General features: G+C 73.2%; 12 protein-coding genes. All 12 read right to left on the bottom strand.

Translation table 11 applies throughout. The annotated features are described in order from the left end of the window. The 12 genes from AB0K05_RS32400 to AB0K05_RS32345 all read right to left on the bottom strand — a co-directional run bounded on the left by AB0K05_RS32400 (position 1) and on the right by AB0K05_RS32345 (position 13,910). Positions 1-1,182 (bottom strand): thiolase family protein, encoded by a 1,182-nt coding sequence (locus AB0K05_RS32400; RefSeq protein ID WP_271280220.1) that lies wholly within the window; start codon positions 1,180-1,182, stop codon positions 1-3. Further along, positions 1,179-1,994: an enoyl-CoA hydratase-related protein gene (locus AB0K05_RS32395; RefSeq protein WP_271280219.1), complete on the bottom strand. Its 816-nt coding sequence runs from the start codon at positions 1,992-1,994 to the stop codon at positions 1,179-1,181. Before AB0K05_RS32395 ends, AB0K05_RS32400 begins: the two co-directional genes overlap by 4 nt. Further along, positions 1,991-4,228, bottom strand: a complete 2,238-nt coding sequence (locus AB0K05_RS32390) for an acetate--CoA ligase family protein (protein ID WP_364234205.1) — start codon at positions 4,226-4,228, stop codon at positions 1,991-1,993. Before AB0K05_RS32390 ends, AB0K05_RS32395 begins: the two co-directional genes overlap by 4 nt. Further along, positions 4,225-4,590 carry a hypothetical protein gene (locus tag AB0K05_RS32385; RefSeq protein ID WP_187281122.1) on the bottom strand — a complete coding sequence of 122 codons (366 nt, stop codon included), beginning with the start codon at positions 4,588-4,590 and terminating at the stop codon, positions 4,225-4,227. Before AB0K05_RS32385 ends, AB0K05_RS32390 begins: the two co-directional genes overlap by 4 nt. A gap of 1 nt (position 4,591) precedes the next feature. Further along, entirely contained in the window at positions 4,592-5,932 is a 1,341-nt protein-coding gene (locus AB0K05_RS32380) for an acyclic terpene utilization AtuA family protein (RefSeq protein ID WP_148031088.1), read from the bottom strand. 170 nt (positions 5,933-6,102) lie between these two features. Continuing rightward, positions 6,103-6,891: an amidohydrolase family protein gene (locus tag AB0K05_RS32375; RefSeq protein ID WP_271280437.1), complete on the bottom strand. Its 789-nt coding sequence runs from the start codon at positions 6,889-6,891 to the stop codon at positions 6,103-6,105. Then, positions 6,888-8,030, bottom strand: coding sequence for an acyl-CoA dehydrogenase (locus tag AB0K05_RS32370; protein ID WP_364234200.1), 1,143 nt, complete (start codon positions 8,028-8,030; stop codon positions 6,888-6,890). Before AB0K05_RS32370 ends, AB0K05_RS32375 begins: the two co-directional genes overlap by 4 nt. Further along, a complete protein-coding gene (locus AB0K05_RS32365) occupies positions 8,027-9,202 on the bottom strand; it encodes an acyl-CoA dehydrogenase family protein (RefSeq protein ID WP_271280435.1) in 1,176 nt (391 codons plus the stop codon). Before AB0K05_RS32365 ends, AB0K05_RS32370 begins: the two co-directional genes overlap by 4 nt. 10 nt (positions 9,203-9,212) lie before the next feature. Continuing rightward, on the bottom strand, positions 9,213-9,962 hold the full coding sequence (locus tag AB0K05_RS32360; RefSeq protein WP_148031084.1) for a glucose 1-dehydrogenase: 750 nt from the start codon (positions 9,960-9,962) through the stop codon (positions 9,213-9,215). Then, a complete protein-coding gene (locus AB0K05_RS32355; protein WP_148031083.1) occupies positions 9,959-11,161 on the bottom strand; it encodes an acyl-CoA dehydrogenase family protein in 1,203 nt (400 codons plus the stop codon). Before AB0K05_RS32355 ends, AB0K05_RS32360 begins: the two co-directional genes overlap by 4 nt. Before the next feature lie 17 nt (positions 11,162-11,178). Further along, positions 11,179-12,192, bottom strand: coding sequence for an LLM class flavin-dependent oxidoreductase (locus tag AB0K05_RS32350; RefSeq protein WP_345483238.1), 1,014 nt, complete (start codon positions 12,190-12,192; stop codon positions 11,179-11,181). 38 nt (positions 12,193-12,230) lie between these two features. Beyond that, positions 12,231-13,910, bottom strand: coding sequence for an MFS transporter (locus AB0K05_RS32345; protein ID WP_271279539.1), 1,680 nt, complete (start codon positions 13,908-13,910; stop codon positions 12,231-12,233). Positions 13,911-13,916 lie beyond the last annotated feature (6 nt).

The following is a 13,916-nucleotide window of genomic DNA, read 5'->3' as shown; positions in this document are numbered from 1 at the left end:
TCACAGACGTTCGACGATGGTCGCGTTGGCCATCCCGCCGGCCTCGCACATGGTCTGCAGGCCCCAGCGCCCGCCGGTGCGGCGCAGGTTCCACAGCATGCTGGTGAAGAGCCGGCTGCCGGACGCGCCGAGCGGATGCCCGAGCGCGATGGCGCCGCCGACCGGGTTCAGCACCTCGTCGGCGACCGGGTACTCGGCCTGCCAGGCCAGGGGCACCGGCGCGAACGCCTCGTTGACCTCGGCGTGGTCGATGTCCGCGAGGTCGAGCCCGGCCCGCTCCAGCACCATGGCGGTGGCGGGGATGGGGGCGGTGAGCATCGTCACCGGGTCGTCGCCGCACACCGAGAAGGCGTGGAAGCGCGCCAGCGGGGTCAGGCCGAGGCGCTCGGCCCGCTCCTCGCTCATCACCAGCACGGCGCTCGCGCCGTCGGTGATCTGCGAGGAGTTGCCGGCGGTGACCCGCCAGCCGATCTCCGGGAAGCGCCGGGCGGCCTCCTCGTCCTGGAAGGAGGGCTTGAGCCCGGCCAGCCGCTCGGTGGTGGTGCCCGGCCTGATGGTCTCGTCGCGGTCGACGACGGTCCCGCCGGGCACGGTGATCGGCACGATCTCGTCGCGGAAGTGTCCCGCGTCGGCCGCGGCGGCGGCCCGATGGTGGGAGCGGGCTGAGTAGGCGTCGAGCGTCTCGCGCTCCAGCGCCCACTTGGCGGCCACGAGCTCCGCCGCCACCCCCTGGGAGACCAGGCCGGGCGCGTACCGCTCGGTCACCGAGGGCCCGTACGGGTCGCGGCCCATCCGCGCCGACCCCATCGGCACCCGGCTCATCGACTCCACGCCGCCCGCGACGACCACGTCGTAGGCGCCGGCGAGCACGCCCTGGGCGGCGAAGTGCAGCGCCTGCTGGCTGGATCCGCAGCGGCGGTCGATGGTGGTGGCGGGCACGTGCTCGGGGAACCCTGCCGCGAGCCAGGCCATCCGGCCGGGGGTGACGGACTGGTCGGCCGCCTGGCTGACGCAGCCGACGATCACGTCCTCGACCGTGCCGGGGTCGATGCCGGTACGGTTCACGAGCCCGGCCAGCACCTGGGCGAGCAGCTCGACGGCGTGCAGCTCGGAGAGCGCGCCGCCGGGCTTGCCCTTCCCCATGGGGGAACGGACCGCGTCGACCACCACGGCTGTCCTCATGAGGTCTTCTCCAGCTCGTCGTCGGGGGTGGTCCAGCGGGGCGGGCGCCGGTCGAAGAACGCCTGGGTGCCCTCGCGCAGGTCGCCGCCGAGGAAGAACGGCAGGTTGAGGAACTGGGCGGCGTCCAGCGCCTGCCCGGCCGGCATGTCGGAGAGCAGGGTGAAGGCGCGCCTGCCGAGGCGGACGGCCGCCGGGCTGACCGCCTCGAACTTGGCCGCGTACGCGTCCAGCCCTTCCATCAGGCCGTCGCGGTCGGGGTAGACCTTGCTGACGAAGCCGAGCCGGTGCGCCTCGTCGGCGTCGATGCTCTCTCCGGTCAGCATCATCTCCAGCAGCCGCTTGCGGGGCAGCGACCTGGCCAGGTGCGCCACGATGATCATCGGGAAGAGCCCGATCTTCACCTCGGGCATCGCGAACCGGGCCTTCGGCGTGGCCAGGATGACGTCGCACATCCCGGCCAGGCCCATCCCGCCCGCGTAGGCGGGCCCGTGGACCGCGGCGATCACCGGCTTGGGCGCCTCCAGCATGAGCCGGTGCAGGTCGACGATGGCGCCGGGCCACAGGTACGCGTCCTCGACGTCGCCCTCGGCCAGCTCCCGCATCTGCCTCAGGTCGCCGCCTGCGCAGAACGCGTCCCCGTCGCCGGTCACGGCGACCGAACGCACCTGCGGGTCGGCGAACAGGCCGAGGAAGGCGTCGCGCAGCCCGGCCGCCGTCTCCTGGTCGAGGGGGTTGCGCTCTTTGGCGCGGTTCAGCGTGACGAGCCCGAGGCTGCCGCGCCGGGTCACCAGGATCTTCTCGCCGCTGCTCATCGGCTCTCCTCCGTCTCGCCGAGGACGATCAGTGCGTCGACCGCGACCGCGCCGTGGCCGGCGGGCCTGACGAGCACGGGGTTGAGGTCCAGCTCGGCGATCCGGTCCGCGTGGTCGGCGCCGAGCCGCGACAGGGCACTGACCGTGTCCGCCAGGGCGTCCACGTCGGCGGGCGGAGCGCCGCGGAAGCCGGTGAGCAGCTTCCGGCCGCGCAGCTCCGCGATCATGTCGCGGACCTCGCCGGGCTCCACCGGGGCGGGCCGCAGCACGGCGTCGGAGAGCAGCTCGGTGAGCACTCCCCCGCTGCCCAGCAGCACGAACGGGCCGAACTGGGGGTCGACCACGATGCCGGCGATCATCTCGACGCCGTCGGTGATCTGCTGCTGCACCAGCACGCCCTCGGGGGCGTCGCCGAGGTGTGCCCGCGCGCGGGCGTCGATCCCCTCGTACGCGGCGCGCACGGCGGCGGCGCCGGCCAGGCCGACCTCGACGCCGCCGATCTCGGTCTTGTGCGGGACGCGGGCGTCCGCGACCTTGAGCACGACCGGGTATCCGATCCGCTCGGCGTGCGCCACCGCGTCGTCCGCGCTCGTCGCCAGCGCCTCGGCGGGGACGGCGACCCCGTACTCGGCGAGCAGCGCCTTGGCGGCCACCTCGTCCAGCGGGCCGGCGCCGCCGGGCAGCGCGCGCGAGGCCGCCTGACCGGACTCCCCGGTGCGGGCCGCCGGGCCGGTTCCCGCCCCACCAGACTCCCCGGTGCGGATCGCCGGGACGGTTCCCGCCCCACCGGACTCCCCGGTCCGGGCCGCCGGGCCGGTCTTCCTGGTGCGGGCGCGCTCGGCGCCGCGCCGGTAGGCGGCCAGCGTGCGGACGGCGGTGAACAGCTCGCCCGCCGAGGTGAAGACGGGGATGTCCGCCTCGGCGAACGCCGCCTTCTCCTCGTCGTTGAGCTCCCCGTCCATGGAGTAGATCGCGAGCGGGGTGCGCTCCTTCGGCGCGGCGGCCGCGGCGATCCGCTCGGAGGCGCGCCGCCCGGCGTCGCCGGTCAGCTCCTTGCGCGCGTACACGACCGTGGAAATGGCCGGGTCGGCGTCGAAGGCGGTGTAGGCGGCGGTGGCCAGGCCGCTGTCCCTGGCCACCTCGCCGGTCAGGTCGCACGGGTTGATGGCGGTGCCGAAGGCCAGCAGCTCCTCCAGCTCGGCGGTGGCCGCCGGGCCGAGGTCGGGCACGGTGACGCCGGAGCGGGCGGCCCGGTCGGCGAGCGCGCCGGCCTGCCCGCCGGAGACGGACATGATGGCGACGCCGTCGTCCTGGGGCAGCCCGCGTGACAGGTAGAACTTGGCGACGGCGACGACCTCGCTGAGCTCGTCGACCCTGATGATGCCGAGCGAGTCGAAGACCGCCTGGTAGATCTCGTCGGCGCCGGCCAGCGCGCCGGTGTGCGCGGCGGCCCGGCGGGCGGCCTGCTCGGTCCTGCCGACCTTGATGAGCACGATCGGCTTGCCCAGCTCGGCGGCCAGCTCGGCGACCTTGACGAAGTCGCCGGGACGGCGGATGGCCTCGACGAACGAGACCACCATGGAGACCTCGGGGTCCTGCAGGGCGACGGACAGGTAGTCGGCCAGGCCCAGGTCGATCTCGTTGCCGGCGCTGGCGTACAGCCGGGTGCCGATGCCCTCCTCCTTGAGCCGCATGATCAGGGAGGCGGCGGTGGCGCCGCTCTGGGTGATCACCGCGACCCGGCCGGGCTCGACGCCCTGGCCGAAGATGGGCTGGATGGTGGCGAGCGCGCCGGTGGCCAGGTTGCCGACGCCGTCGGTGTTGGGGCCGACGATGCGCAGCCCGCTCTCGCGGGCGGCGGCCAGCATCTCGCGTTCCATGGCCCGGCCGTCCTCGCCGGTCTCGCCGAAGCCCTGCGAGGGCAGCACGGCCACCTTGACGCCGGCGGCGGCGCAGTCGCGTACGGCCTGGACGGTGTTCTTGGCGTTGAGCGCGATGACCGCCAGGTCGACGGGCCCGCCGACGTCGGCGAGCGAGGCGACGCAGGGCACGCCCTCGATCTCGCTGCGGGACGGGTTGACCGGGTGCACGCCGCCCGCGAAGCCGTACTGGACGAGCAGGCGCAGCGGCCACCAGCTGAGCGTGCCGGGCTTGCTCGACGCGCCGATCACGGCGACGGACCGGGGGTTGAAGAGCGTCTGGACGGCGGGTTCCGCGCCGGTGACGGTGATCACGCGACCGCCTCCGGCCGCGGTCCCGTCGGGTAGGTGGGGACGTCCTCGGCGGCGGTGATCTCCATGCGCAGCAGCCAGGCGTACATGGTCTTGCCCAGGTGGTCCGAGCGCAGCGAGCGGGTGCCGCCGCCGTCGAGCGCCCCGGTGAGCACGAAGTTGAGCGCCTTGATGCCGGGGATCTCGTAGCGGGTCACGGTGCCGCGTACGAGGGAGCCGTAGTGCTCCTTGACCCGCTCCTCGGTGAGCTCGCTCTTCAGCGTGGCGTAGCCCGCGTCGTCGTAGGCGACCAGGCCGACGTTGCACACGTCGCCCTTGTCGCCCGAGCGGCCGTGGGCGATGTCGGCGACCCTGATGTTCGCCATCTCAGACCTCCAGAATGTCGACGGCCGCGGTCACGTGCTCGCGGGGGATCAGGCAGGGCCAGAGCGAGAACAGCTCCTTCAGCGGCGGGCGGGTGCCGATGCCGCCCACGCCGGCCGGGCCGTTGTTGTAGAGGGGGACGCTCTCGGTGAAGACCTTGCGCGCCTCGGTCTCGTCCGGGCAGCGGGCGGCGTAGCGCACCACGAGCTCCAGCAGGTCGTCGTCCGCCGGGTCGGGCTCGGCCACCCGGTCGCCCCACATGGAGTTGCGTCCGACGTACTCGATCTGCACGTCGTCGGACTTGAAGCCGGCCCTGTCGAGCCGGTTCTCCAGGAACTCGATGCCGCGCCGGGCCTTGGCGTAGGCGTCGGGCCAGGTGTAGGTGAACTGGACCTCGCCGATGAAGCCGGCCCGGTAGCCCATGTTGACCTTGAGCGTGTCGGGGCGGGCGCGGCCGGTGCCGCCGGTGATGCGGACCTGGTCGGGGCCGACCTCGGTGAGGCGGACGCCGGAGAAGTCAGCCGTGACGTCGGCGGTGAGGTAGTTGGCCGGGTCGAGGATCTCGTACACGAGCTGCTCGCTCACCGTGCCGATGTCCACCCTGCCGCCGCTGCCGGGGGTCTTGGTGATGACCGCGGTGCCGTCCTCGCTGACGTCCGCGATGGGGTAGCCGAGGTTCTCCAGGCCGGGGGTCTTCCACCAGCCGCCGTCGTAGAGGCCGCCGGTGGCCTGGCCGCCGCACTCGATCGCGTGCGCGACAACGGTGGCCATGCCGAGCCGCTCCCAGTCGTCGGCGGCCCAGCCGAACTCGTGCCGCAACGGCCCCAGGTAGAGCGCGATGTCGGTGACCCGGCCGCAGATGACGATGTCGGCGCCCTGCTCCAGGGCCGTCACGATGCCGTCGGCGCCGGTGTAGACGTTGGCGTGGGTGAGCCGGTCGCGGACCGAGGAGAGAGGCTCCCCCGTGTCCATGTTGGTGAACGAGACGCCCTGCGCCATCAGCCGGTCGATGTCGCCGCTGATGTCGTCGCCGGTCACCACGGCGATGCGGACGCCGGTCAGGCCGAGGTCCTTGCACAGCTCGGCGACCCGCTCCGCGCAGGCGCGCGGGTTGGCGCCGCCGGCGTCGGTGATGACCTTGACGCCGTTGGTCACGCACTGGCGGATGCTCAGGCGCAGCAGGTCGAGCACGTCACGCGTGTAGCCGTACTCGGGGTTGCGGGACCTCTGCTTGCTCAGGATCGACATGGTCAGCTCGGCCAGATGGTCGCAGCAGAGGTAGTCGATCTCCCCGCGCTCCACCATCTGGACGGCGGGGAGCACGCTGTCCCCCCAGAAAGCCATTCCCGCACCCAGTCGGACTGTCTTCACTCGCTGCTCCCCATCACGATCTCACTTGATGCTAATCTTATGCATAGATTCGGCCGCGTCAATCGGTCAGCCTCAACGAACTTCTCCTGGTGGCGGGCTTGCGTGGCGCCGCCGCGGCCGGGGGACGCGCGGCGGCACCACGGTCATTGGAGGCCCAGGAGGCCCGCCAGGTTCCCGCCGAGGATCGCGGCCTCGTCCTCCGGCGGCAGGCCCAGCGCCCGCACCGCCGCGATCTCCGTGGCCGGGTCGGTCATCGGCCAGTCGGAGCCGAACACCACGCGATCGGCGCCGTGCCTCTCGATGATCTTCCGTACCCGCTCGGGCGGCAGGCTCCCGAGGCTGGGCGGCCAGGACGTCTCCAGCACCGCCCCGGAGCCGGCCACGACCTCCTCCGCCTCCTCCAGCCGGTGGTAGCCGCCGAAGTGGCAGGCGATCAGGGTCAGCCCCGGGATGCGCTCGGCCAGGGCGGGGATGTGCCGCGAGGCGCCCCGCTCGTTGGCCGCCTCGTCGCCGCCGGCGCCCACGTGGGTGATGACGGCGATGCCCTCCTCGGCCAGCGCGGACAGCAGCTCCACCACCCGGGAGTCGCCGAGCGACAGCTCCTGGAACAGCGGGTGCAGCTTCACGCCGGGGATCCCGTTGTCCTTCAGCGAGGCGAGGTTCTCCTCCACCGGCAGGTCCGGGTGGACGGTGCCGAACGGGATGAACCTGGTGCGGTCGATGCCGCCGATGAACCGGTTGGTGCCGGCCACGTGCCTGGCCACGTTGGCCACGGCCAGGCAGACGGCCAGGTCGATGCCGGCCGCGTCCATGGTGGCCCGCAGGCCGTCCAGGGTCCCGTCGTGCACCGGGTCCAGGCCGACCGGGCGGTCGGCCAGCACCTTGCGGGCGATCTCGTCCGGCCAGACGTGCGCGTGCGCGTCGATGATCATGTGGCGAGCTCCTTGACCAGCTTGCGGGAGAGCGAGTCGAAGATGACCTCGGTGGCGCCCTCGTAGACCCGCATCGGCCGGGCCGCACGGTAGAGCCGCTCGATCTTCGCCCCCCGGACCAGCCCGAACCGGCCCATCACCTGGACGCACCGGTCGACCACCCGGCCGGCCGTCTCGGTCGCCGCCACCTTGGCCATCGAGGACAGGTGCAGGCTGCCCAGCGGGTCGCGGGCGGCCGCCGCGGCGGCCCGGTAGGTGAACGCGCGGGCCATCTCGATCTCGGTCCACGACCTGGCGAGCTGGTCGGCCACGGCGCCGAGCTGGATGAGCGGCCGGCCGAACTGCTCGCGGTTCGCGGTGTGCACGGTGGCCTCCTTCAGCGCCGCCTGCGCGGTGCCGACCGCCGCGGCTGCCACCGACACCCGGAAGGTCGCCAGCGTGGCCAGGCCGAGCCGCATGCCCTTGCCGGGCTCGCCCAGCCGCCACGACCGGGGCACCCGGACCCCGTCCAGCACCACGTCGCCCAGGACGTGCGGGGCGATGATCTGGTGCGGGCGGGTGGTGGTCAGGCCGGGCGTGTCCGCGGGCACCAGCACCATGGACAGGCCCGCCTCCTCCTTGCCCAGCACGCAGTAGAAGTCGGCGTCGCCGCCGTTGGTGATGAACGACTTGTGACCGCCGACCACCAGCTCGTCGCCGTCCTCGGCGACGGTGGTGGCGGTGCCGCGCAGGTCGGAGCCGATGTCCGGCTCGGTCAGCCCGAGCGCGGCGATCGCGTCCAGCGCGGCCACCCGGGGCAGCCACCGCTCGCGCAGCTCGGGCGTGCCGCCCCTGGCCAGCGCGTAGCTGCCGATGCCCTGCATGGCGAAGAGCGAGTCCAGATGCGCGCTCTCGGCGGCCAGCTGCTCGCGGACGACGGCGACGGCCAGCGGGTCGATGTCCGCGTACCGGCCGCCGTACTCGGCGGGCACGCACACGGCGGCCAGCCCGCTCGCGGCCAGCGCCGCGCGCATCCCCGGGTCGATCGCGTCGGCCTCGTCCGCCTCGGCGGCCAGGTGCGCGACCGACGCGGCGAGCGCCGCGGCCTCCTCACGCAGCCCGTGGTAGCGCTCGGGCAGCTCGAACTCGGCGCCGCTCATCGGGCGGCCGCCGGACGCTGGTCGAAGCCGCGCCCGAACAGCTCGGAGGCGATCCTGACCCGCTGGATGGCGGGCGTGCCGCCGGCGATGGCCCAGCCGTGCGCGTCGCGGTGCAGCGCCTCCAGGCCGAACTCCTCGGTGTAGCCGTTGCCGCCGTGCATCTGCATGCCCAGGTCGGAGACCCGCTTGCCCATCTCGTTGGCGAAGCACTTGGCCAGCGACACCTCCAGCGGGTCCGGCAGGCCGCGGCCGGCGTTGCCCGCCGCCCGGTAGATGAGCAGCCGCGCGGCCTCGACCTGGAGCGCCATGTCGGCGACGGTCATCTGCACGTTCTGGAACTCGACCAGCGTCCGGCCGAACTGCTTGCGCTCCTGCACGTACGCGACGGCGCGGTCCAGCGCGGCCTGCCCGAGGGCCAGGCTCATGGTGGAGTTGCCGAGGCGCTCGATGGAGAAGACGCCGAACAGGTCGCGGAACCCGCCGGGCCCGACCACCAGGTTCTCGGCGGGCACCCGGGCGTCCTCGAAGATCAGGTCGGCGGACGGGATGGTGCGCCAGCCCATCAGCCGCTCCCGCTGCCCGAACGACAGGCCGGGCGTGTCGGCGGACACGATGATCGCGCCGATGCCCTTCGACCCGGGCGCGTCACTGAGCCTGCAGTAGAGCAGGTAGTGGTCGGCGTGGCCGCCGTTGGAGATCCACCGCTTGGTGCCGTTGATGACGTACTCGTCACCCTCCAGCCGCGCCCGGGTGGTCATGTCGGTGGCGGCGGAGCCGGCGTCGGGCTCGGAGATGCCGATGGCCATCGTCACCTCGCCGGTCACCACCTTCGGCAGGTACTTCTGGCGCTGCTCCTCGGTGCCGAAGAACTCCAGCACCCGGGCCGGGCCCACGTTCGCCTCGAACACCTGGAACGCGGCGGAGCGGCACTCCTTGGCCAGCTCCTCGATCACGATCAGGGCGTCCAGCAGGGTGCCGCCCGCGCCGCCGTACTCCTCGGGCAGGGCCAGGCCGAGGAAGCCCAGCTCGGCCAGGCGCGTCACCTCCTCGGCGGGCAGCGGCGCGCGCTCCAGGTCCCACTGCGCGGCCTTGGGCGCGTACACCTCCTTGGCCACCTTCGCGGCGACCTCGCGCAGGTGGAGTTGCTCATCACTGAGCCGAAAACCGTTCACAGCAGTCTCCTCAGATCTTGGCGGTCTCGCCGCCGTCGATGACGTACGTGGCCCCGCTGACGAAGCCGCTCAGCGGCGAGGCCAGGTAGCAGACCAGGGCGCCGATCTCCGCCGGGTCGGCGACCCGGCGGGCGGGGATCTTGGCGACCCGGCGGCGCAGCGTCTCGGGGTCGTCGAGCACCGCGCGCTGCGCCTCGGTGGCGAACGCGCCGGGGGCGATCGCGTTCACCTGGACGCCGTGCCTGGACCATTCGGCGGCCAGCGCCTCGGTGAGCCGGACCAGCGCGCCCTTGGACGCCGAGTAGACCGCGAGGCTGCCCTTGCCGCGCACGCCGGAGATGGAGGCGACGTTGACGACCTTCCCCGAGCCCTGCCCGACGAAGATCTCGCCACAGGCGCGGGCGAGCAGGGCGGGCGCCACCACGTTGACCGCGAAGACGTCCTCAAGCAGCTCGGCGGTGGCGTCCAGGAACTTCCCCGCGGGCGCGATGCCGGCGTTGTTGACCAGGATGTCCAGCCGGCCGAACTCCCGCAGCGCCCGCTCCGGCAGGGCCGCCAGCCCGGCCGCGTCGCGCATGTCGCACACGACGCCGGCGATGCGGCCCGGCGCCTCGGCCGCGAGCTTGTCCAGCTCGTCGCCGGAGCGGGCCGCGGCCACCACGTTCACGCCCTCGGCCACCAGGCTGCGCACGGCCGCGGCGCCGAGGCCGCGGCTGGCTCCGGTGACGATGGCGACCTTGCCGTCGAGTTCCAGGTTCACGCGCGCGCTCCCGGCTTGGATGGACGGCGGTGCCGGTCCATGGACTTCCAGCCCAGGGCGTCGTCGGCGATCAGGACGGCCTGGATGTTGGCCGAGCCCTCGCCGGTCTGCCAGAGCTTGGCGTAGTTGAGATAGGTGCTGATCGGCAGCTCGTCGCTGAAGGCGTAACCGCCGAAGATCTCGGCGGTGGCCTGGGCCGCCCGGTTGCACACCTCGCCGGCGTAGTACTTGGCGATGGAGCTCTCCCGGGTGGGGATGACGCCCTCGTCGTAGCGGGCGGCGGCGTCCTGGACCAGCGCCCTGGCGGCCGACACCTCGCAGGCCATGTCCGCGATCTGCTTCTTGACCATCTGGAAGGAGCCGATCCGCTGGCCGAACGCCTCGCGCTGGTTCGCGTACTCGACCGAGGCGTCCAGGCATGCCTGGGCGAGGCCGACCGAGCGGGCGGCGACGGAGAGCCTGCCGTAGTCCATGGCGCTCATGGCGACCTTGAAGCCCTCGCCCTCCTCGCCGAGCAGGTTGGCGGCCGGCACCCGGACCTCGCTGAGGATGACCTCGTTGGTGGGCATCAGCTTGCCGAGCACCCGGCAGGGCACCCGGCTGGTGGCGAAGCCCGGCGTGCCGGTGGGCACCACGAACGCGCTCACCCCGCGGTGGCCCAGCTCGGGATCGGTCTTGGCGTAGACCACGGCGACGTCGGCGACGTTCGCGTTGGTGATCCACATCTTGCTGCCGGTGATGACGTAGTGGTCGCCGTCGCGCACGGCCCTGGTCCGCATGGCGCCCAGCAGGTCGGAGCCGCCGTCGGGCTCGGTCATCGCGTTGCAGCCCAGCAGCGTGCCGGAGATCAGGCCGGGCACGTACCGCTCGACCAGCTCGGCGGCGCCCCAGTTGGCGATGGTCAGCGGCACGGTCGCGGCCTGGAGGTTCATCGCGGCGCTCAGCGGCGGGTAGGCCCAGGCGAGTTGCTCGGCGACCGCGGCCAGCGCCTGGTAGCCGGCGTCGGTCCCGCCCACCTGCTCGGGGAAGCAGCAGCCGAAGAAGCCCAGCTCGCCCATCTGCCGGTAGAGGTCGCGGGGGAACTCCCCGGCCTCCTCCAGCTCCCGGATCCGGGGGCGGATCTCCTTGAGACCGAAGTCGCGCACGAGCGCTCCGAGCTCCTGCGCCGCCTCGCCGGCCATGTCGGTGGCTGTCACCATCTGATCCTCTCTGCGTCTCAACCGGCCAGCTCGGGAAGCACCCGGGTGCCGAACAGCTCAAGCTGGCGCATCGCCTCGGCGTGCGGGAGCCCCTGCCAGTGCGACTTGTACATGAAGTGCGTCATCCCCAGCTCGTCGCGGAGGCGGCCGAGCTGGTCGACGATCTCGGCCGGTGAGCCGAGCAGGAACTGCCGCTCGACGTCGATGCCGGGCGCGTCCGCCTGGACCGGGGTGTTCTCGCCCGACAGGCCCCACGAGCGGTAGGTCTGGTAGCGCAGGGCGCTGCGCCGCCGGGCCAGCTCCTCGGCCTCGCGGCGGGAGGAGGCCACGATGAGCTCGCGGCGCAGCGGGAAGTCGCCGTCGAGGGACAGGCCGTGCGCGGCGCGCTCCTCCAGGAAGATCTCGCGCAGGCCGGCCAGCTCGTCGTGGCTGGGGAACGGCGGCGCGTACCAGGCGTCGCCCAGCCGTGCGGCGCGCCGCACGGCCGCCGCCGACTGGCCGCCGATCCAGACGGGCGGCCCGCCCGGCCGCGCCGGCTGGACGGCCGGGAGCACGTCCTCGACCTTCCAGTACGGGCTGTCGAAGTCGACCTTCTCCCCCGACCACAGGGCCTTGATGAGGGCGAGGCCGTGCTCGAACCGCTTGACCTTGGAGCGGGAGTCGATGCCGAAGGCGCGGAACTCCCGCTCGGAGTAGCCGAGCCCGGCGCCGAAGACGCAGCGGCCGTCGGTGACCACGTCGAGCGTGGCGATCTGCTCGGCCAGGTCGACCGGGTTGGCCATGGACAGCAGCATGATGCCGGTGACGGCGGTCATGCGGGGCGCGGCGCCGTGCAGGTATGTGAGGTACGGGACCGGCTGGTAGTAGCGCAGCTCGGTGCCGAGGAAGTGCTGACCCGCCACCATCATGTCGAAGCCGAGCTGGTCGGCGACCCTGACCAGCTCGCGGTGCTCTCTCAGTTGTTGCCCGTACGGCGTCTCGGCGCCGTGGATCGGCGTGGTGAGGATGCCGAACCGCACTCCAGAACCCATCCTGACTCCTCTGCAATCCCTCCTATTGATACACATGATTATCCTCGTCCTGCAACTCGGGTCCGGCTGCTGAGAAGGACGAGGGCCGCGGACACCGCCGTGCAGGCCGTCACGGTGAGCCAGGCGGCGGGCAGGCCCACGACCTCGGACACGGCGGCGAACAGCAGCGGCCCGGTGGCCGCGCCCAGGGCGGTGCCCAGCTGGAACCTGGCCCCGGCCACTCCCGGCCGGTCCGGATGCTGCGCCAGCACGCCCATCAGCAGCAACGCGGGCCAGCCCCACGCGCCGCAGAAGGCGACGACGGTGCCGGCCACGGTGAGCGCGGTGCCGCCCGAGGCCATCGCGAGCATCCCCAGGGCGCAGGCGGCGATCATCACGGCCGCGGGCCTGAACCCGTCCGACCCGCGCCGGTCCGCCAGCCGCCCCGCGCCGAGCCGCACGACGAGCGACACGAGACTGGTGACCGAGATCACCAGCCCCGCCGTACTGACATCGAGCCCGGCCCGCGTGAGCGTGCTCACAGCAAAGGTGGTGAGCGAACCAATAGACAACGTCCCAAGCCCGGCGACAACCGAAACCCGCACCAACGACGTCACCGCCCTCGGACCTGCGCTCCCGACCCGCACCTCCCCAGCAACCGCCGCGGACCCTGGACTCGCGGGCGCGGACCGCACGTCTCCAGCGGCCGCCGCAGGCCCCGCACTCGCCACAGGCCCCGGAGTCGCGCTTACGGACCGCACCTCCCCAGCGGCGCCCGCAGACCCCGCCCCCGCAGGCGCGGACCGCACGCCTCCAGCGGCCGCCGTCGGCCCCGCACTCGCCAGAGGCCCGGGCCCCGCAGGCGCGGGCCGCGCCTCCCCGACCGCCGCCACAGACCCCGAACTCGCCACAAGCCCCGAACCCGCGCTCTCAGACCGCGCCTCCCCGACCGCCGTCACAGACCCCGAACTCGCCGCAGGGCCCGGACCCGCAGGCATGGGCCGCGTCTCTTCTGCGGTCCCCGCCGAATCTTGATCTTTGCGTGCGGGTTGCGTCGTGGGCGTAGTCGTCGGCGGGGTTTGGTTCGCGTGAGAGGAGCTTGCGGCCGGTGACGTGGACGCGGGGGTGTGCTCCGGACGGGTGGCCCGAAGTGAGGGCCGGGTGCGGGGGAGGCTGGTTGCGGCTGCGGCCACGGTCAGGAGGGTGGCGAGGACGAAGGCCCATTGCCAGCCGATGGTCAGGGCCACCAGGGGGACGGCGAGCCCGGCCAGGAGGGCGACGACGGGGGTCGCCGACTGCTTGGCGCCCAGGGCCGTGCCGCGCAGCCGGGCGGGGATCTCCCGGACCACGACCAGGTTGCTGGCGGGCGCTACCACCCCGTACCCCGCGCCCGCGACGACCAGCCACGCCAGCAGCGCCGCGACCGACCCGCTCGTGGCGACGCCGAGCTGGCTCACCAGGCTGACCGCGAGCCCCGCCAGGGCCGCGCGCCGCCAGCCGGCGCGGTCGATCAGACGGCCGCCGGCCAGGGCGGTGAGCCCGGTGCACGCCCAGAACGCGGTCACGCACAGCCCGAGCGCGCCGTCGCCGATGCCCAGGTCGGCCTGGATCTCGACGGCCAGGACACCCACCAGGATCGGGGTGGACACCACCGCCGCCAGCATGAGGATGGCCGCCCACCACGCCCGCCCGCCGGCGGGCGCCGGCCGGGACGCCTGGACGGTCTCGGCCGGTTCCACCCGTTC

It is taken from the genome of Nonomuraea sp. NPDC049486 (assembly GCF_040676925.1).
GTDB classification, from domain to species: Bacteria; Actinomycetota; Actinomycetes; order Streptosporangiales; family Streptosporangiaceae; genus Nonomuraea; species Nonomuraea ferruginea.
Note: the sequence above shows the minus strand (reverse complement) of the source record. Positions and strands in the feature narration are given on the sequence as shown.